Origin of the sequence: Enterobacter sp. SLBN-59 (genome assembly GCF_024807915.1) — a bacterium.
GTDB classification, from domain to species: Bacteria; Pseudomonadota; Gammaproteobacteria; order Enterobacterales; family Enterobacteriaceae; genus Enterobacter; species Enterobacter asburiae_B.
Genome location: NZ_JANUFI010000001.1, coordinates 1396931 through 1414370 on the forward strand (window position 1 = coordinate 1396931; position 17440 = coordinate 1414370).

Consider the following 17440-nt stretch of genomic DNA (forward strand, 5'->3'; position numbering starts at 1 on the left):
GTGATTAAGTGCTTCTTTATATTACTGTTCTTAAGCCTGTGGACAGGCCAGGCGCTGGCGGGCGCCCCTGCGGGACGAAACACCAGCGTTGGGATCAGCTTCGATCGTACGGCACCGCCTGCGCGTTTCGATATCTGGTTTCATGAATCGGGCGGCTATGACCTCGCCGACCCGCAAAAGTGGGGACGTAATACCCTGACCTGTGAGTCCCGAACTGATACCACGAACGGGGCCTGCATGAACTCACCGGTCTGGTTTTCAGCTAACCCGGCCGCGCCCTATGCCATCAATTTACGTTTCACGCATGCCCTCACCAGCAAGACGGTGGATATCAAGGTATATGGCGATCACTACATGTTTATCAACAATAAAGTCTTTACCTTCGCCAGTTTTGTCACAGGGGGAACGGGCGATCTCAGCGCCTGGAACAGAGAGCCCTATTTCGATTTCTATATTGTGAAAAGCGAACTGGATAAGCTCGCCCTGCCGGGGATCTGGACCGCAACGCTGAAGCAGAACCTGCGTCAATGGGGGAGCGCCGACTGTGGCGGGAACTTCAATGACGTAAACGTCGGATGCCCTGGCTACCTCACCATCGCCAGGTGGCAGGCAAACATTCGCATTGAGGTGGTCGATCCGGGTAATCAGCAGATTTATCTGCCGGCATTTCCGCACTCAACGCCCATCGTTAACCTTAACCTGACCAACTTCCCGGGGCGGCCGGGAGGTAGTGAGATCCAGGGTGAAAACTCGCTGGATATGTGCCTTTACGACGGCAAAAACAGTACCAGCACCCGCGCCTATCTTCGCTTTGAGGATGACGGACTCCCCTCAGCGGATCGTGCCGAAGGCGCGTTTTCAATCAGGCGACGCGGCGGTAGCCAGACCGATGCGCGGGATCGTCTCGATTATCGAGTCTCCGTCACCAATCCAATAACAGGCGCAACCGAAGCCGTCGCGAACGGTAAAACCCTGGTCTGGCAAGGCACGAACGATCCGCAGCATCTGCGTCAGGTCGTGCTGCCCGGCGGACGCGAGAGCGTATTGTGCATTCCTGCCCCTATTATCCTGAAAACCCCAGCGTTTGCCGCCAGCAGCAAAAACGCGGGCGACTATACCGGCACGCTGCGCGTTATCTATACGCCCAGCACGTTATAACGAGGTCACCGTGAGTTACGCTATTCTCGACAATAATCGATTTTACGCCGAAGGGTTGCGTTACGCGCTGCTGCGTCGGGGCGTCCAGCCAGAGGTCATCAGCGATACAGTAAAATGGCAGCCAACCCTGCTTACCCGCCGCGTGGTTGTCGTACGCTGCCGTTTTTCCGTGGCGGGTACGCATCAGGCATTGATAAACATTTTGCTCAGACTGGAAGCCGCCCGCTGGCAAGGCAGCCTGTATCTGGTCTGCAATGAAAAGGGGTGGGCGCTGGCGACGCATTTACGCAAGCGTTTCAGTACGTTGACCCTTTATATCATCGATGACCGGATCGCCGTCGCTGATGCGGCATATTTGCTGGCAAAAGAGCCTCGCCGCGTCCGAAGTCTTGACTGCTGTCTTACCGGCCTTGAATTCAACGTGCTCGATCTGATGCTTACCGGGTTGCCGGTACGCCACATTGCCATCGTGACGCGTATGTCTGAGAAGCAGGTTTCGACCCATAAATGCAACGCGCTGAAAAAGCTTAATGCCAACAATCTGCTGCAACTGCTCCTGTAGGGCACGGCTTATCCTTCGGCGGCTTTTTTGCTACACTGTCGCCGTTTTTTTCACAGACGACAGAAGATTATGTTCATTTTTGCAGGCCAGGAAATTGAGACCGATAGCGAAGGCTATCTGAAAGATACGACGCTCTGGAGCGAGCCGCTGGCGGAGAAAATTGCGGAAAACGAAGGGATTACCCTCTCCCCCGAACACTGGGAAGTGGTGCGTTTTGTTCGCGAGTTCTATCTTGAATTCAACACCTCTCCGGCGATCCGCATGCTGGTTAAAGCCATGGCCAATAAGTTCGGCGAAGAGAAAGGCAACAGCCGCTATCTGTATCGTCTGTTCCCGAAAGGCCCGGCAAAACAAGCCACCAAAATTGCCGGCCTGCCTAAGCCGGTGAAGTGTATTTAATACCGAATCCCGAAGTTTACGTATTCGCGCCCGGGTTGATGCGGTTCCGTTAACACCTTATCAACCCGTGCGCTGCGCGGCCCACCCGCTTTCAGCCACGCCACCAGCTTGTCGACCTGCTCCGCTTCGCCGCAGGCGACCACCTCAACGCTGCCGTCGTCCCTATTTCGCGCGTATCCCGTTAGCCCAAGCTCAACCGCTTCGCGCTGGGTGCTGTAGCGGAACCCCACGCCCTGAACAACGCCGTGAACCCAGGCAATGGTGCAGACTTTTGACATTTTTCTTCTCCTTAACGTAGCGTTTTCGGCAAACAGCCATAGTGCTGCCGGAAACGGGCGGTGAAACGAGAGCTGGAAAGATACCCACATTGTAATGCGATTTCGCCAATCGGTAATCGGGTTGACTGGAGCTGTGACAAAGCAACGGCCATCCTCACCTCCTCCACGATCTGGCGAAAACTCTGCGACTCTTCACGCAAGCGTCTGCGCAGCGTCGGCACGCTTAAGGCCAGACGGCTGGCAACGTCCTGCGCGGTCCAGTCTCTGGCGGGCGACAGCATAATGATCTGCCGCACCTGCTCGGTCAGGTTACTGTTGCGCTCAACAAGCAGCGGACCCGCCACGCCATCGTGCAGCAGGGCCAGCAAAAGGCCGAAAGCCTGATGCTTTTGTAGCGCCTCCGGTAAATCCTGACGCACGGCGTGCAGCAGATTGTCCCACATAAACGCCAACCCCTCGCTCAGCGGGGCGCAGAGCGAATGCAGCGTCGTGCGCGGCCAGGATTTCAGGTAATGCGCCTTAAACTCGGCGACGATCTCCGGGGATAACATCAGCAAATCCGAGTGAAACAGACCGTTTACAGGCTGATTGATAATCTCCATCGCCGTATTGGCCGGGATAATGATGAGCTCATCCCGTGTCGCCTCCAGGCGGTTATCATCCTGAACTATCACCTTAGTGCCGTGAGTGATATGACAAATAGCCGGAAAAAAGAGCTTAACCTGGTGCAGGCGATGCATTTTGCTGGCAGTCACTTCACCCGCGGTAAGATGGTTATGTCGAAAATGAAACTCCTGCACCCTGCCATCCTTATCTGCTGTAGGTTGCTGTTAACTGAGCCTTTGCCAGAACGTGACTATTGAGCATAAAACCGACCAGCGCGCCGCTGGCATTGTTGTCGACGGGCAGTTTATCCACGTCCAGGGCCCAGACGGTAATCTGATAGCGGTGAGGCTTGTCCCCTTCGGGTGGACATGCGCCGCCGAATCCAGAATAGCCGAAATCATTACGCCCCTGCACAACGCCGGCAGGTAATTTCTCGCCGTTCGGGTTACCGGCATCAGCGGGCAGCGTCATTGTCTTCGCCGGAATATTGGCTACGGTCCAGTGCCACCAGCCGCTGCCGGTAGGCGCATCCGGGTCATATACCGTGACGGCAAAACTTTTCGTACCGGCAGGCGGATTTTTCCATGCCAGCTGTGGAGAGATATTCCCACCGTGGCAGCCAAACCCCTCAAATACCTGCTGTTGCGCCAGCCGCCTTTCGCCGGAAATATCCTGGCTGGTGATGCCGAAAGGCGTTGTTGCTAAAACCTGAAAACTCATCGCCGCCAGAGCGGCTATTGCTATCACACTGCGCTTTTTCATGGGTGCTCCCTCTGCTGTACCCGAAGCCCCACTCTAAACCCAGCGGCAATATCGTAATGTGCCTAAGCGATTTGATTTTGTGCCGAAACGCTCAACGGTATCCGCAGATGATTGCGCCTTGCTGAATGTGGTAATCTACGCGCCATTTCCTGAAATCGACAGAACAGCAAATTATGAGTGTACGTTTAGTGTTAGCCAAAGGGCGCGAGAAATCATTACTGCGCCGTCATCCCTGGGTCTTTTCCGGCGCGGTTGCCCGTATGGAAGGCAAAGCCAGCCTCGGTGAAACCATTGATATCGTTGACCATCAGGGGAAATGGTTAGCGCGAGGCGCCTACTCGCCAGCGTCCCAGATCCGCGCTCGCGTCTGGACGTTTGATAAAGATGAAACCATCGACATCGATTTCTTCGTTCGCCGTCTGCAGCAGGCGCAGCAGTGGCGCGACTGGCTGGCAAAACGCGACGGGCTGGACAGCTACCGCCTGATTGCCGGTGAGTCCGACGGCCTGCCTGGCGTGACCATCGATCGCTTCGGTAACTTCCTGGTGCTGCAGCTCCTGAGCGCCGGAGCGGAATACCAGCGTGCCGCGCTGATCAGCGCGCTGCAAACGCTGTTCCCGGAATGCGCCATTTACGACCGCAGCGATGTGGCGGTGCGCAAAAAAGAAGGCATGGAGCTGACTCAGGGGCCCGTAACGGGCGAACTGCCACCGGCCCTGCTGCCGATTGAAGAGCACGGCATGAAGCTGCTGGTGGATATTCAGGGCGGGCACAAAACGGGTTACTACCTCGACCAGCGCGATAGCCGTCTGGCTACGCGTCAGTACGTTGCCGACAAACGCGTGCTGAACTGCTTCTCCTATACCGGCGGTTTTGCCGTTTCGGCGCTGATGGGCGGCTGTGCTCAGGTGGTGAGCGTGGACACCTCGCAGGAAGCGCTGGACGTGGCAAAACAGAACGTCGAGCTCAACAAGCTGGACTTGAGCAAAGCGGAGTTTGTCCGCGATGACGTGTTCAAGCTGCTGCGTAAATATCGCGATCAGGGCGAGAAGTTCGACGTCATCGTGATGGATCCGCCGAAGTTTGTGGAAAACAAAAGCCAGCTGATGGGCGCGTGCCGCGGGTATAAAGATATCAACATGCTGGCTATCCAGCTGCTGAACCCGGGCGGGGTTCTGCTCACCTTCTCCTGCTCCGGCCTGATGACCACAGATTTATTTCAGAAAATCATCGCCGATGCCGCAATAGATGCTGGTCGTGATGTACAATTTATAGAGCAGTTCCGTCAGGCAGCCGATCACCCCGTGATTGCTACCTACCCGGAAGGACTGTATCTGAAAGGGTTTGCCTGTCGCGTCATGTAACTTGAAAAGAGAAATATTGCCCGCACATAACGTGTAAGTAGTGTTTCCCGGGAGGTGACTATGATTGCCAGCAAATTCGGTATCGGCCAGCAGGTCCGCCACACTTTGCTAGGGTATTTGGGTGTGGTCGTGGATATCGACCCGGAATATTCCCTTGATGAACCGTCAGCAGACGAGCTGGCGGTGAACGCAGAGCTTCGCGCCGCGCCCTGGTACCATGTGGTAATGGAAGGTGATGATGGACAACCCGTTCACACCTATCTGGCCGAAGCGCAGCTGAGTAGCGAGCTGCAGGAAGAGCATCCGGAGCAACCCACAATGGATGAACTTGCTCAGACTATCCGCAAACAGTTACAGGCTCCGCGCCTGCGGAACTAAGCGTGTAAAAAAAGCCCGATAACGGGCTTTTTTTTATTACTTCGCCAGCCCCAGACGGGGGATGTCGATCGCCGGACAGCGATCCATGACGACCTTCAACCCCGCATCCCGCGCCAGCACGGCGGCCTGCTCGTTAATCACGCCCAGCTGCATCCACAGCGTTTTCGCCCCTACGGCGATAGCGTCCTGCGCCACTTCCCACGCCGCCTCGGAATTACGGAAGACATCGACCATATCAATTTTTTCCGGCACCTCCGCGAGCGTGGCGTAACCCTGCTGGCCCAGCAATGTTTTCCCCGCCACTTTTGGCGACACCGGGATGACGTGATAGCCCTGATCGAGAAGGTATTTCATCACCCGATAGCTGGGACGATCGGGTTTATCGCTCGCGCCCACCAGCGCAATGGTACGCGTGGATGTCAGAATCTCGGCAATATCGTTCTCTTTCATGGTTTTTCTCCTGGCTTTTTTAAAAGTGTACGCCAAACCGCACATCTCAACCATCCATCCCATACAGATGCATGAGGGCAAAACGGCGAAATATGTCTATATGTTAGTAAACGTGATTATCGAAAAATTTAGATACATTAATGCGGCGACAGGATTTCTGACGGGAGCCTTCTATGAAAACCGGTATTGCCACTGCCCTGATTGCGTTAGTGATGCCGGTCTGCGTTTTTGCTACCACGCTCCGGCTCTCTACCGACATTGATCTTCTTGTACTGGACGGAAAAAAGGTCTCCAGCTCGTTATTGCGTGGTGCAGACAGCATCGAGTTAGATAACGGGCCGCATCAGCTGGTCTTTCGGGTAGAAAAGTCGATCGGTCTGGCTAATCACGAGCAACGGATGTACATTTCCCCGCCGCTGATCGTCAGCTTTAATACCCGGCAAATCAGTCAGGTGAACATCACCCTGCCTCGCCTTGAAACGGAGAAGGAATCTGCGGCCTTTGACGCTTCACCCCGCGTTGAACTTCTGGACGGGAATGCGATGCCGATTCCGGTGAAGCTGGATATTCTGGCGTTAACGACCTCGCCGAAAGGCCCGGATTACGAGGCCGCGACCCAGACCTATAACAAAGCGGGGAAACGCGCCTCGCTTCCGCAGTTTGCCACCATGATGGCGGACGACAGTACGCTTCTATCCGGCGTCTCTGAACTGGACGTTATTCCTCCCCAGTCCCAGACCCTGACGGAACAGCGCCTTAAATTCTGGTTCCAGCAGGCCGATCCCGACACGCGGGCCCGGTTTTTACAGTGGGCAAAACAACAACCTTCATCATAAGCCACATTTTTTACGCCTTTCTCTTGCAGCGTCAGACGGTTCCCGTCATCGTGTAGTCAGTTAACCTGATGGATATGATTATGGAACTGACAACACGCACGCTGCCTGAGCGCAAACACATTGCTCTTGTGGCGCACGATCACTGTAAACAAATGCTGCTTAACTGGGTTCGCCGCCATCAGCCTTCGCTGGAAAAGCACGCCCTGTCGGCGACCGGCACAACCGGTAACCTGATCCAGCGCGAAACGGGTCTGCAGGTGAATGCCATGCTGAGCGGTCCGATGGGCGGCGATCAGCAGGTCGGCGCGCAGATTTCCGAAGGGAAAATTGATGTGCTGATCTTCTTCTGGGACCCGCTGAACGCGGTTCCGCACGATCCGGATGTTAAAGCGCTGCTGCGCCTGGCGACGGTGTGGAATATTCCGGTGGCGACAAACCTGTCGACGGCGGATTTCATCATCGAATCGCCGCAGTTTAACTCGCCGGTTGATATCCTTATTCCGGACTATCAGCGTTATCTTTCCGACAGACTGAAGTAGCTTTTTTGCCGGGTGGCGGCTATGCCTTACCCGGCTACAAAATCTTGCCTGACATCGTTATGGCTTACGCGCCACCGGCACATCAATACTCTTCAGGATATCGACAAACACGGATGGCTCCTCTTTATTGAACAGCAGCCACACGCGATGCCGCGCGCGGGTGATGGCCACATACAGCAAACGCCGCTCTTCGGCATCCGGGAAATCTTCCGGCACCGGCAGCAGGGCCTCTTCCATCACCGACTCGCGGGCCGGGGCCGGGAAACCGTCGCTGCCCTCTTTCAGCCCCACCACAATCACATAGTCAGCCTGCTGCCCTTTGCTGGCGTGAATTGTCATAAATTCAAGCTGCAGTTTCGGCCAGCGGGTGGCGGCTTTTTCCAGCGCCGCGGGCTTAAGGTGATGGTAGCGGGCCAGCACCAGAATACGTTCATCGGGCTTCGCGTAGCCGCTGAGCTTGTCCAGCAGCGGCTCCAGCTGGTCATCCGCCAGCAGGGTGACCGCTTTTTTATCCCCTGGGCGCAGGCTATTGAGCGGCTTGGCCAGCTGATGCGGGTTCTGCTGGATAAAGCGGTTGGCGATCTCACCAATGCGTGAATTGAAGCGGTAGGTGGTGTCCAGATCGCTGCGATCCCCTTCGCCAAAATAGTGGTGGAACGCGGTCGTCAGGGAGAGCTGCGCCCCGCTGAAGCGATAGATGGCCTGCCAGTCGTCACCCACCGCAAACAGCGACGTATGTTTATTTTGCGCCCGTAGCGCCGAGAGTAGTGCAGCACGCTGCGGAGAGATATCCTGGAACTCATCCACCAGAATGTGTTTCCACGGGCTGACAAAACGTCCCTTCTCAAGAATGATGATGGCCTGATGGATTAAACCGGAGAAATCGACGGCATTTTCCTCTTTCAGCGCGTTTTTCCAGGCTTTCAGCAGCGGAGCCATCAGCTTGACCCGTTTCGAGAACAGATCGCGGATCGCCTCCGGCGCGCTTTCAATCATCTCTGCCTGCGTTCCACCATGCATTCGCATCAGGCTGACCCAGCGGTCAAGTCGCGAACCCAGGCGACGCGCCAGTTTGTCATCCTGCCAGAAGCTGCCCTCTGGCACCTCCCAGCCGAGCTCCTCCTCCAGCCACTGACGCCACCCTTTCGCCTGCGCCTTTTTCTCACTGCACTGCTGGCGCCACGTTTTGATGAACAGCGCCTGACGCGCCTGCGCGTCGTTTTCCAGCTTACTGATGGAAGGCACTTTTTTACTGCCCTGCTGAATAATATGCAGCGCAAGGGCATGGAAGGTTCTGGCCGTGATATCCCGCGTGTGCAGACGTTCCTGGATGCGTTCGTCCATCTCCTGAGCAGCCTTGCGGCCAAAGGCCAGAAGCAGTATTTGATCGGCTACCGCTTCTCCGGTCGTCAGCAGCCAGCCGGCACGCGCCACCAGTACCGACGTTTTACCGCTACCGGCCCCCGCCAGCACCAGCAGCGACTGCTCGCCATTGACAACCGCGCGCGCCTGGGCCGGATTGAGCGGTGAAGATTCCACCGTACTGAAAAAGTCGGCGTATTGGGTGAGCATAGCGTCCATCCAGGCCTGGTTATGGGCGAGACGGCTTTTATCCTTATCATTCAGCCAGGCCTGACACTGGCGCCAGGCGTCGCGACAGTTGTCAAACTCGTCGAGACGCGTCACGGAGAGCGGCAGCGCCGAGAGTGCCTGTCGGATCTTTTGCTGCAGCCCGGCGGTCTGCTGACGGGTCAGCCACGCGTGCTGTGCGTTGCTCTTCGCGATATCGTCCAGCACCTGCTGCAGCACCTGGGCGGCAATTACGCTCATATCCTGGCTCCACTGCTGCCACAGTGCGTTCAGGTGATGATGGAAACGCTGGGTTTCCGCCCACTCGGTGCCGTGAAGACGCACGACTTTATCGTCAGGCAGAACGAACTCCAGCTCGCCCCACACCAGCCCGCGTTTACAGTGGATAGCCAGAAGCTGATTAAACGGAATAAGGTATTCGTGGCGTTCCCCGGAGACTTTCACCCCGGCATTAAGGAGAACCACCCTGTCGTAAGGGTGTTGCGCCAGGCGTTTGCCTAACGACGTTGCTTTCAGTTCCATGTTCCGCCAAATCCACGAAGAGATAATTTACCTGACAGTTTAACTGCCAGTTTTAAGGTGCTCCAGCCTAAAAAAACGTTACAATCATTGGGCGTTAATTTTATCGAAAGGAAGTGAGGGTTTATGCGTACCGTTCTGAATGTGTTGAATTTTGTGCTGGGCGGTTTTGCCACCACCCTTTCCTGGCTTTTTGCCACGCTGGTGAGCATCGTCCTGATTTTCACGCTTCCCCTGACCCGTTCCTGCTGGGAAATCACAAAACTCTCCTTAATCCCCTACGGGAATGAAGCTATCCACGTTGACGAGCTCAATCCGGAGAACAAAAACGCCCTGATGAATACGGGCGGAACCCTGCTGAACATACTGTGGCTGATTTTCTTCGGCTGGTGGCTGTGCATCATGCATATTTTTGCCGGTATTGCACAGTGCATCACGATTATTGGTATTCCTGTGGGGATAGCGAACTTTAAGATCGCCGCTATCGCCCTTTGGCCCGTCGGTCGCAGGGTTGTTCCGGTAGAAGTGGCCCAGGCGGCCCGTGAAGCTAACGCGCGTCGTCGTTTTCAGTAAATAAGGACCGGCCGCGTTTATGCTAAGCCCATTGCTTCGCCGTTATACCTGGAACAGCACCTGGCTATACAACGTCAGGATATTTATCGCGCTTTGCGGCACGGTTGCCCTGCCCTGGTGGCTGAATGATGTCAAGCTCACCATTCCGCTTACGCTGGGAGTGGTGGCCGGGGCGCTGGCGGACCTGGACGATCGTCTGGCCGGACGTTTACGTAACCTGGTCATTACGCTCGTCTGCTTTTTCATTGCGTCAGCGTCCGTTGAGCTGCTTTTCCCGTGGCCCTGGCTGTTTGCCCTGGGCCTTACGTTCTCAACCAGCGGGTTTATTTTGCTGGGCGGCCTCGGGCAGCGCTATGCCACCATCGCGTTTGGTGCATTGCTGATCGCCATCTACACCATGCTGGGCGTTTCCCTGTACGACCAGTGGTACCAGCAGCCGGTTCTCCTGCTGCTGGGCGCCATCTGGTATAACCTGCTGACGCTAACCGGTCATCTGATCTTCCCGGTTCGCCCGCTGCAGGATAACCTTGCCCGCAGCTTTGAGCAGTTAGCCCACTATCTGGAACTGAAATCCCGGCTGTTCGACCCGGATATCGAGGAAGAAAGTCAGGCTCCGCTCTACGATCTGGCGCTGGCAAACGGCCAGCTGGTCGCCACCCTTAACCAGACAAAAGCCTCTCTGCTTACCCGTCTGCGCGGCGATCGCGGTCAGCGCGGAACGCGAAGGACCTTACACTACTATTTTGCCGCCCAGGACATTCACGAACGCGCCAGCTCCTCGCACGTTCAATACGCGGCCCTGCGCGAGAAGTTCCGCTACAGCGACGTGATGTTCCGCTTCCAGCGCCTGCTATCCATGCAGTCTCAGGCGTGTCAGCAGCTCTCGCGCTCCATTCTGCTGCGCACGCCCTATCAGCATGACCCCCGCTTTGAACGCGTATTCAGTCATCTTGATGCGGCGCTCGACCGCGTTCAGGCCAGCGGAACGTCACCGGAACACATCAAAGCGCTGGGCTTTCTGCTGAACAACCTGCGGGCGATTGATGCTCAGCTGGCGACCATTGAGTCCGAACAGGCGATGGCGCTGCCGGGCAGTGAGGTGGAAAATCAGCTTGCTGATGACAGCGTGCACAGCGTTAGCGATATGTGGCTACGTCTGAGCCGTAACTTTACGCCGGAGTCGGCACTCTTTCGCCACGCGGTAAGAATGTCGCTGGTGCTGTGCGTGGGGTATGCCTTTATCCAGATAACCGGGCTGCACCACGGCTACTGGATCCTGCTGACCAGCCTGTTCGTCTGCCAGCCAAACTATAACGCCACCCGACACCGTCTTGCGCTGCGTATTATCGGCACGCTGGTCGGCGTCGCGATCGGCCTTCCGGTGCTCTATTTCGTGCCCTCCGTTGAAGGTCAACTGATTCTGATTGTGATCACCGGCGTGCTGTTCTTCGCGTTTCGCAACGTGCAGTACGCCCACGCCACCATGTTCATCACGCTGCTGGTGCTGCTCTGCTTTAACCTGCTGGGTGAAGGGTTTGAAGTTGCCCTGCCCCGCGTGATCGATACCCTGATTGGCTGTGCGATTGCCTGGGCTGCGGTCAGCTTTATCTGGCCGGACTGGCGTTTCCGCAATTTGCCGCGCGTGGTAGACAGGGCAATGAACGCCAACTGTCGATACCTTGACGCAATCCTGGAGCAGTACCACCAGGGGCGCGATAACCGCCTGGCTTACCGGATAGCCCGTCGCGACGCGCACAACAGTGATGCAGAACTGGCCTCCGTTGTCTCTAATATGTCAACGGAGCCTCGCGCCACGGTGGAGATTCGTGAGACTGCGTTCCGCCTGCTCTGTCTGAACCATACGTTCACCAGCTATATTTCGACGCTGGGTGCCCACCGTGAGAAACTCACCAACCCGGGCATTCTCAACCTGCTCGATGACGCCGTCTGCTACGTTGATGACGCACTTCATCACCGACCGGCCGATGAGCCGCGCGTTCAACAGGCCCTGGATGAACTGGCTCAACGCATTGCGCATCTTGACCCAGAAAACGACAGCAAAGCGCCGCTGGTTCTTCAGCAAATAGGCCTGCTTATCGCTCTGCTGCCTGAAATTTGCCGGCTGCAACAGCAAATCGCTACCTGGAGGAGTGATTCTCCTGTGGCTCAGGCAGCGCATTAAACCACTCCGTCAGCTCCCGGCGAATGCCTGCCGGGAGTGCCGCCTCATGCAGCCCCTCGATAGCCCCTTCCAGCGCGAAAAGAACTTTAATACCGAGCGCTTTGTTTTTTGCCCGCATCTTTAGCCAGCTCGCTCTGGCACCCAGCGCCCGCAGCGTTTCCTCATTGGTGATGCCAGCTTCAAAGAGCAAGACTTCAAGCTGAAAGGTCAGGTTTGGCAGATCCTTGAGTCGGTTTCGTTGATGGCGCTGATAGCGCTCTTTTCTTGCCGCACTGAGCGCAAACGAGGAGAGCTGAAGCAGCCGCTCCCTGTCCTGCCATAATCCGTCATCCACACGATAATAGTTGAGCAGCACAGGGCGGCCTCGCTTCATCAACGTCAAAAAAGAGGAGGCATTTTTTACACAGTATTTCGCACTCTCTTCACAGGCGCGAAGATAAAGCTCTCCGTCTGACACCATGGCAAAAACCGCATCATCCACCGCCAGGGTATAGCCTCCAAACAGCGCACGATGATGAATCTCGCCCAACGGGGAGAGGTATTCCTGGGATTTATAAATCCGTTCATAAGATATCTTTTTCATGATATTTCCCTTCAAAATCATAAAGTAACAACGAAATTTCTTACTAGCGGATCCGTTAGCAGGAAAATAGGCAACTTATTGCCGATGAGCAAGATGATTTTTCGAGGGACATCAACATTGAATGAATTTTGCGAGTCGCTTTCCGAAAATGAGGTTGATCTTTATGCATACAGGGGTTACTGTATATCCATACAGTAACTACAGGGCTGGAATGAATATGCACACTTCAGGCTATGCAAATCGCTCAACCTCTCTCTCTTCTACCGCAGGCAATGTCGCGCAGAATTCCGTCGAGCGTGTTTCCACGGGGCTTATCAGTGAAGTGGTTTATCGTGAAGACCAGCCCCTGTTGACGCAACTTCTGTTGTTGCCGTTATTACAACAGCTTGGTCAGCAATCGCGCTGGCAGCTTTGGCTCACGCCCCAGCAAAAACTGAGCCGTGAGTGGGTTCAGTCCGCAGGCCTGCCGCTTACTAAGGTCATGCAAATTAATCAGCTCCCGCCGTGCGATACCGTTGAGTCGATGATCCGCGCGTTACGCACCGGAAATTACAGCGTGGTGATTGGATGGTTACCGGAAGAATTGACGGAAGAGGAACATTTCCGTCTGACTGAAGCAGCCGAAGAAGGGAATGCGATCGGGTTCATTATGCGTCCGGTTCGATCGGATTCTTACCGCAGAGGACAACTTTCTGGGCTAAAAATTCACTCAAATTTGTATCATTGAGTGAAATTAAGATTTTTCCTGGAATTTTTTTTGACCACAAGATGGCATTAAAGTTCCCGGCCTGAAAATTGCGGCAAGGCTTGTCTGGTGCGGTTCTCCTTAATTTTATTGCACAAAATTCGTTCGAAAAATGTTAAATAATCGGTATACGGAACTTTTTTTTTCATATGCCTGACGGACTTCACACTTGTAAGTTTTCAGCTACGTTGTAGACTTTACATCGCCAGGGGTGCTCGGCCTAAGCCGAAGATATCGGTAGATTTATATTTGACCACGCCCCCCGGTGAAGGATTTAACCGTGATTCTCTCCTGAGATTTTCATGGCGAATTTTGGATGATAACGAGGCGCAAAAAATGAAAAAGACAGCTATCGCGATTGCAGTGGCACTGGCTGGCTTCGCTACCGTAGCGCAGGCCGCTCCGAAAGATAATACTTGGTATGCAGGTGGTAAACTGGGCTGGTCTCAGTTCCACGACACCGGCTGGTACAACAGCAGCCTGAACAATGATGGCCCAACTCACGAGAGCCAGCTTGGTGCAGGTGCGTTCGGTGGCTATCAGGTTAACCCGTATGTTGGTTTTGAAATGGGTTACGACTGGTTAGGTCGTATGCCATACAAAGGCGACACCATTAACGGCGCTTTCAAAGCACAGGGCGTTCAGCTGACCGCTAAACTGGGCTACCCAATCACTGACGATCTGGACGTGTACACCCGTCTGGGCGGCATGGTATGGCGCGCAGATTCCAGCAACAACATCTCTGGTGACAACCATGACACCGGTGTTTCCCCAGTATTCGCTGGTGGCGTTGAGTGGGCTATGACCCGTGACATCGCTACCCGTCTGGAATACCAGTGGGTTAACAACATCGGCGACGGCAACACCGTTGGTGTTCGTCCAGACAACGGCATGCTGAGCGTAGGTGTATCCTACCGTTTCGGCCAGCAGGAAGAAGCAGCTCCAGTTGTTGCTCCAGCGCCGGCTCCAGCTCCAGAAGTACAGACCAAGCACTTCACTCTGAAGTCTGACGTTCTGTTCAACTTCAACAAAGCGACTCTGAAACCAGAAGGTCAGCAGGCACTGGATCAGCTGTACACCCAGCTGAGCAACCTGGATCCTAAAGACGGTTCCGTAGTGGTTCTGGGCTTCACCGACCGTATCGGTTCTGACGCTTACAACCAGAAACTGTCTGAGAAACGTGCTCAGTCTGTTGTTGATTACCTGATCTCTAAAGGTATCCCAGCTAACAAGATCTCCCCACGTGGTATGGGCGAATCTAACCCAGTTACTGGCAACACCTGTGACAACGTGAAAGCTCGCGCTGCACTGATCGACTGCCTGGCTCCAGATCGTCGCGTAGAGATCGAAGTTAAAGGCATCAAAGACGTTGTAACTCAGCCAGCGGCATAAGTTATCGTCTTATAAAAAAACCCCGCCATGCGGGGTTTTTTATTGTCTGAAGAAAAGAAAAATCTATTTTTTACCCAACAGAGCCTGAAGGTCGTTCTTCAGCGTCGACATCTGGTTGGCGTACTTCTCTTTATGCTCGGCATCCTCAATCAGCTGCACGATGGTTTCCGAAAGCGTTTTGCCCCGTCGTTGTGCCAGCCCAGCCAGGCGTTGCCAGACCACGAACTCCAGGTCGATTGATTTTTTGCGAGTGTGCTGATGCTCAGCATTAAAATGCCGTTTGCGTCGCGCGCGGATAGTTTGCTTCATCCGGTTTAACAGCGCTGGATTGATGTGTTTCTCAATCCAGCCGTTAACCTGTACCGGTTCATTTTCGAGGGTCAGCAAAATATCCACGGCTTCTTGCGCAGCGCTGGCTTCGACGTAGCAGGTGATCAGCTCCCCTTCACGGTGCTTTTTGACCAGGTACTTCCATTTCCAGCCGCTTTCGAGATTTTCCAGTTGTTGATATTTCATTGCGATCTCAGTGTTACCACGTAACTCAGTTCAGAATATCAGTTTTTTAGCAATCTGCTGAAAAGAAATCATATCCTGTGAGTGAATACAGCCAATCGCCCTGTCGAAATCCCCAATCCTGCTTGGGTACAGCCCCCCGCTTACGGTATACTCCACGCTTTTACATCTGACTAAAAAACATCAACTTTGACCATTACGAAACTTGCATGGCGTGACCTTGTTCCGGATACCGAAAGTTACCAGGAACTGTTTGCACAGCCCGAACTCGCAAAAGAACACGAATTCATCCTTAGCGATATGCAGCCTCGTTTGCATTATGCGCTGGAGCAGGTGTTAAGCCCATGGGCAACAGCGCCCTTCATGCTGCTCAAGGCCCCGGAAGAAGCGGAATACCTGACGCTGCTCGGTGATGCCGTGCGCCAGCTGAAGCCGGAAGCGAACGCAGTTTTTGGCGGCCAGTATCGTATTGCGGGACATGATGTCACTTTCGAACCAACGGCGCAGGCCGATGGCCGTTTTGCCGTTAAAGGCGAAGTGATTACCGCTAACTGGGTCGAGGCGGAACAACTCTTTGGTTGTCTGCGCCAGTTTAACGGCGAACTTTCGCTGCAGCCGGGGCTGGTTCATCGCGCAAATGGCGGTGTTCTCATCATCTCACTGCGTACCCTGCTCTCGCAGCCGCTGCTGTGGATGCGTCTGAAAACTATCGTCAACCAGAAGCGTTTCGACTGGGTCGGCTACGATGAGTCTCGTCCTCTGCCTGTCTCTGTTCCGTCTATGCCGCTGTCGCTGACCGTCGTGCTGACGGGCGACCGCGAATCGCTGGCGGATTTCCAGGAAATGGAGCCAGAACTCGCTGAGCAGGCGGTGTATAGCGAATACGAAGACAACATCCAGATTGCTGACGCCGACGATATGGCGGAGTGGTGCCAGTGGGTGATGGCCGTTGCTGAGCGTTTTGCGCTGCCAACCCCTGCGGCTGACGCGTGGCCGGGCTTAATCCGCGAAGCGGTACGTTACACCGGAGACCAAGAAACGCTGCCGCTTTGCCCGCTCTGGATCGGCAAACAGCTGCGTGAAGTGGGTGTGATTAGCGGTAACGGGACGTTCACCGGAGAACAGCTCACTCAGATGCTGGCTCAGCGTGAGTGGCGAGAAGGCTATCTTGCCGACCGTATGCAGGATGAAATTCTGCTGGAACAAATTCTGGTGGAAACCGAAGGCGAACGCGTCGGGCAAATCAACGCCCTGTCGGTGATTGAATTTCCTGGCCATCCGCGCGCATTCGGGGAACCGTCCCGTATCAGCTGCGTTGTGCACATTGGCGATGGCGAGTTCACCGATATTGAACGAAAAGCCGAGCTGGGCGGCAACATTCACGCGAAAGGCATGATGATCATGCAGGCGTTTTTGATGTCAGAGCTGCAGCTTGAGCAACAGATCCCCTTCTCCGCCTCGCTGACGTTTGAGCAGTCCTACAGCGAAGTGGATGGTGATAGCGCCTCTATGGCCGAGCTGTGCGCCTTAATCAGCGCCCTGGCGGAAGTACCCATCAATCAGAACATCGCGATCACCGGTTCGGTGGACCAGTTCGGTCGTGCCCAGCCAGTGGGAGGCCTCAACGAAAAAATTGAAGGCTTCTTCTCCATCTGTCAGCAGCGCGGTTTAAACGGCAAACAGGGTGTGATTATTCCTGCTCCCAACGCACGCCATTTGAGCCTCAGTCAGGATATTCTGGATGCAGTTGAGCAAGAGCAATTCGCCATCTGGGCCATCGAAGGGATTGAGGATGCGCTACCCTTACTGACAAATCTGGTTTGGGATGGCGAAGGGCAAACTACCCTGATGCAGACTATCCAGGAGCGCATAGCTCAGGCGACGCAGCAGGATGCTCGTCATCGTTATCCATGGCCGTTACGCTGGCTGGGCTGGTTTAGTTCGAACTGATCGGACTTGTTCAGCGTACACGTGTTAGCTATCCTGCGTCCTTCACTAAAATAAGGCTTAC

Annotated in this window: 19 protein-coding genes; 12 read left to right on the top strand and 7 right to left on the bottom strand. The window is 54.9% G+C overall.

Translation table 11 applies throughout. The features are described from left to right. From M2422_RS06695 to tusE, 3 genes are all read left to right on the top strand, one after another. Entirely contained in the window at nt 1-1158 is a 1158-nt protein-coding gene (locus tag M2422_RS06695) for a CfaE/CblD family pilus tip adhesin (RefSeq protein ID WP_064672239.1), read from the top strand. Between the two features lie 10 nt (nt 1159-1168). Next, complete coding sequence (locus tag M2422_RS06700) at nt 1169-1720, top strand: LuxR C-terminal-related transcriptional regulator (protein WP_064672238.1); 552 nt, start codon at nt 1169-1171, stop codon at nt 1718-1720. A 69-nt stretch (nt 1721-1789) separates the two neighbouring features. Beyond that, nucleotides 1790-2119 carry a sulfurtransferase TusE gene (tusE, locus tag M2422_RS06705; protein ID WP_008499913.1) on the top strand — a complete coding sequence of 110 codons (330 nt, stop codon included), beginning with the start codon at nt 1790-1792 and terminating at the stop codon, nt 2117-2119. Here tusE and yccX read toward each other — a convergent pair. Genes yccX through M2422_RS06720 form a run of 3 tightly spaced genes read right to left on the bottom strand, consistent with a single transcriptional unit; the run spans nt 2116 to nt 3765 of the window. Next, nucleotides 2116-2397: an acylphosphatase gene (yccX, locus tag M2422_RS06710; RefSeq protein WP_033145129.1), complete on the bottom strand. Its 282-nt coding sequence runs from the start codon at nt 2395-2397 to the stop codon at nt 2116-2118. The two genes, tusE and yccX, sit on opposite strands and share 4 nt — an antisense overlap. 11 nt (nt 2398-2408) lie before the next feature. After that, nucleotides 2409-3197: an AraC family transcriptional regulator gene (locus tag M2422_RS06715; RefSeq protein ID WP_064672237.1), complete on the bottom strand. Its 789-nt coding sequence runs from the start codon at nt 3195-3197 to the stop codon at nt 2409-2411. Between the two features lie 10 nt (nt 3198-3207). After that, entirely contained in the window at nt 3208-3765 is a 558-nt protein-coding gene (locus tag M2422_RS06720; RefSeq protein ID WP_064672236.1) for a kinase inhibitor, read from the bottom strand. 173 nt (nt 3766-3938) lie between these two features. Here M2422_RS06720 and rlmI point away from each other — a divergent pair, with 173 nt between their 5' ends. Together rlmI and hspQ are read left to right on the top strand one after the other, a co-directional pair. Beyond that, nucleotides 3939-5129: a 23S rRNA (cytosine(1962)-C(5))-methyltransferase RlmI gene (gene rlmI, locus M2422_RS06725; protein WP_032658151.1), complete on the top strand. Its 1191-nt coding sequence runs from the start codon at nt 3939-3941 to the stop codon at nt 5127-5129. Nucleotides 5130-5189: 60 nt separating this feature from the next. After that, nucleotides 5190-5507 (top strand): heat shock protein HspQ, encoded by a 318-nt coding sequence (gene hspQ / locus M2422_RS06730; RefSeq protein WP_008499919.1) that lies wholly within the window; start codon nt 5190-5192, stop codon nt 5505-5507. Nucleotides 5508-5543: 36 nt separating this feature from the next. Here hspQ and M2422_RS06735 read toward each other — a convergent pair whose 3' ends face one another. Beyond that, the gene (locus tag M2422_RS06735) at nt 5544-5957 is read right to left on the bottom strand and encodes a CoA-binding protein (protein WP_023311036.1); all 414 of its coding nucleotides are present in this window, start codon (nt 5955-5957) and stop codon (nt 5544-5546) included. 173 nt (nt 5958-6130) lie between these two features. On the opposite strand from M2422_RS06735, the gene M2422_RS06740 reads away from it, so the two are divergent. Both M2422_RS06740 and mgsA read left to right on the top strand, forming a co-directional pair. After that, on the top strand, nt 6131-6793 hold the full coding sequence (locus M2422_RS06740) for a curli synthesis inhibitor (protein WP_033145125.1): 663 nt from the start codon (nt 6131-6133) through the stop codon (nt 6791-6793). 80 nt (nt 6794-6873) lie between these two features. Next, a complete protein-coding gene (mgsA, locus tag M2422_RS06745; protein WP_033145124.1) occupies nt 6874-7332 on the top strand; it encodes a methylglyoxal synthase in 459 nt (152 codons plus the stop codon). A gap of 57 nt (nt 7333-7389) precedes the next feature. On the opposite strand, the gene helD is transcribed toward mgsA, so the two are convergent. Beyond that, entirely contained in the window at nt 7390-9444 is a 2055-nt protein-coding gene (gene helD, locus M2422_RS06750; RefSeq protein WP_064672235.1) for a DNA helicase IV, read from the bottom strand. A gap of 123 nt (nt 9445-9567) precedes the next feature. Here helD and M2422_RS06755 point away from each other — a divergent pair, with 123 nt between their 5' ends. After that, nucleotides 9568-10014 (top strand): YccF domain-containing protein, encoded by a 447-nt coding sequence (locus tag M2422_RS06755; protein WP_032649128.1) that lies wholly within the window; start codon nt 9568-9570, stop codon nt 10012-10014. 19 nt (nt 10015-10033) lie between these two features. Further along, nucleotides 10034-12196, top strand: coding sequence for a YccS family putative transporter (gene yccS / locus M2422_RS06760; RefSeq protein WP_064672234.1), 2163 nt, complete (start codon nt 10034-10036; stop codon nt 12194-12196). Here the strand turns inward: yccS and M2422_RS06765 are convergent. Beyond that, nucleotides 12153-12779 (bottom strand): TfoX/Sxy family DNA transformation protein, encoded by a 627-nt coding sequence (locus tag M2422_RS06765; protein ID WP_033145121.1) that lies wholly within the window; start codon nt 12777-12779, stop codon nt 12153-12155. The two genes, yccS and M2422_RS06765, sit on opposite strands and share 44 nt — an antisense overlap. 217 nt (nt 12780-12996) lie before the next feature. Between M2422_RS06765 and sulA the strand changes: the two genes are divergently transcribed. Next, entirely contained in the window at nt 12997-13506 is a 510-nt protein-coding gene (gene sulA / locus M2422_RS06770; RefSeq protein WP_033145120.1) for an SOS-induced cell division inhibitor SulA, read from the top strand. Nucleotides 13507-13860: 354 nt separating this feature from the next. Then, nucleotides 13861-14916 carry a porin OmpA gene (gene ompA / locus M2422_RS06775; RefSeq protein WP_023311028.1) on the top strand — a complete coding sequence of 352 codons (1056 nt, stop codon included), beginning with the start codon at nt 13861-13863 and terminating at the stop codon, nt 14914-14916. Nucleotides 14917-14979: 63 nt separating this feature from the next. Here the strand turns inward: ompA and matP are convergent, their stop codons facing one another. Further along, a complete protein-coding gene (matP, locus tag M2422_RS06780; RefSeq protein ID WP_032658161.1) occupies nt 14980-15432 on the bottom strand; it encodes a macrodomain Ter protein MatP in 453 nt (150 codons plus the stop codon). A 186-nt stretch (nt 15433-15618) separates the two neighbouring features. Between matP and M2422_RS06785 the strand changes: the two genes are divergently transcribed. Next, nucleotides 15619-17379, top strand: a complete 1761-nt coding sequence (locus M2422_RS06785) for a Lon protease family protein (RefSeq protein WP_064672233.1) — start codon at nt 15619-15621, stop codon at nt 17377-17379. Nucleotides 17380-17440 lie beyond the last annotated feature (61 nt).

Excerpts from the sequence above, each read along its gene's own strand:
- M2422_RS06720 (WP_064672236.1), bottom strand. The coding sequence starts at position 3,765 with ATGAAAAAGCGCAGTGTGATAGCAATAGCCGCTCTGGCGGCGATGAGT.
- yccS (WP_064672234.1), top strand. The coding sequence starts at position 10,034 with ATGCTAAGCCCATTGCTTCGCCGTTATACCTGGAACAGCACCTGGCTA.
- helD (WP_064672235.1), bottom strand. The coding sequence starts at position 9,444 with ATGGAACTGAAAGCAACGTCGTTAGGCAAACGCCTGGCGCAACACCCT.
- yccX (WP_033145129.1), bottom strand. The coding sequence starts at position 2,397 with ATGTCAAAAGTCTGCACCATTGCCTGGGTTCACGGCGTTGTTCAGGGC.
- tusE (WP_008499913.1), top strand. The coding sequence starts at position 1,790 with ATGTTCATTTTTGCAGGCCAGGAAATTGAGACCGATAGCGAAGGCTAT.
- hspQ (WP_008499919.1), top strand. The coding sequence starts at position 5,190 with ATGATTGCCAGCAAATTCGGTATCGGCCAGCAGGTCCGCCACACTTTG.
- M2422_RS06755 (WP_032649128.1), top strand. The coding sequence starts at position 9,568 with ATGCGTACCGTTCTGAATGTGTTGAATTTTGTGCTGGGCGGTTTTGCC.
- ompA (WP_023311028.1), top strand. The coding sequence starts at position 13,861 with ATGAAAAAGACAGCTATCGCGATTGCAGTGGCACTGGCTGGCTTCGCT.
- M2422_RS06740 (WP_033145125.1), top strand. The coding sequence starts at position 6,131 with ATGAAAACCGGTATTGCCACTGCCCTGATTGCGTTAGTGATGCCGGTC.
- sulA (WP_033145120.1), top strand. The coding sequence starts at position 12,997 with ATGCACACTTCAGGCTATGCAAATCGCTCAACCTCTCTCTCTTCTACC.
- M2422_RS06735 (WP_023311036.1), bottom strand. The coding sequence starts at position 5,957 with ATGAAAGAGAACGATATTGCCGAGATTCTGACATCCACGCGTACCATT.
- matP (WP_032658161.1), bottom strand. The coding sequence starts at position 15,432 with ATGAAATATCAACAACTGGAAAATCTCGAAAGCGGCTGGAAATGGAAG.
- M2422_RS06765 (WP_033145121.1), bottom strand. The coding sequence starts at position 12,779 with ATGAAAAAGATATCTTATGAACGGATTTATAAATCCCAGGAATACCTC.
- mgsA (WP_033145124.1), top strand. The coding sequence starts at position 6,874 with ATGGAACTGACAACACGCACGCTGCCTGAGCGCAAACACATTGCTCTT.
- rlmI (WP_032658151.1), top strand. The coding sequence starts at position 3,939 with ATGAGTGTACGTTTAGTGTTAGCCAAAGGGCGCGAGAAATCATTACTG.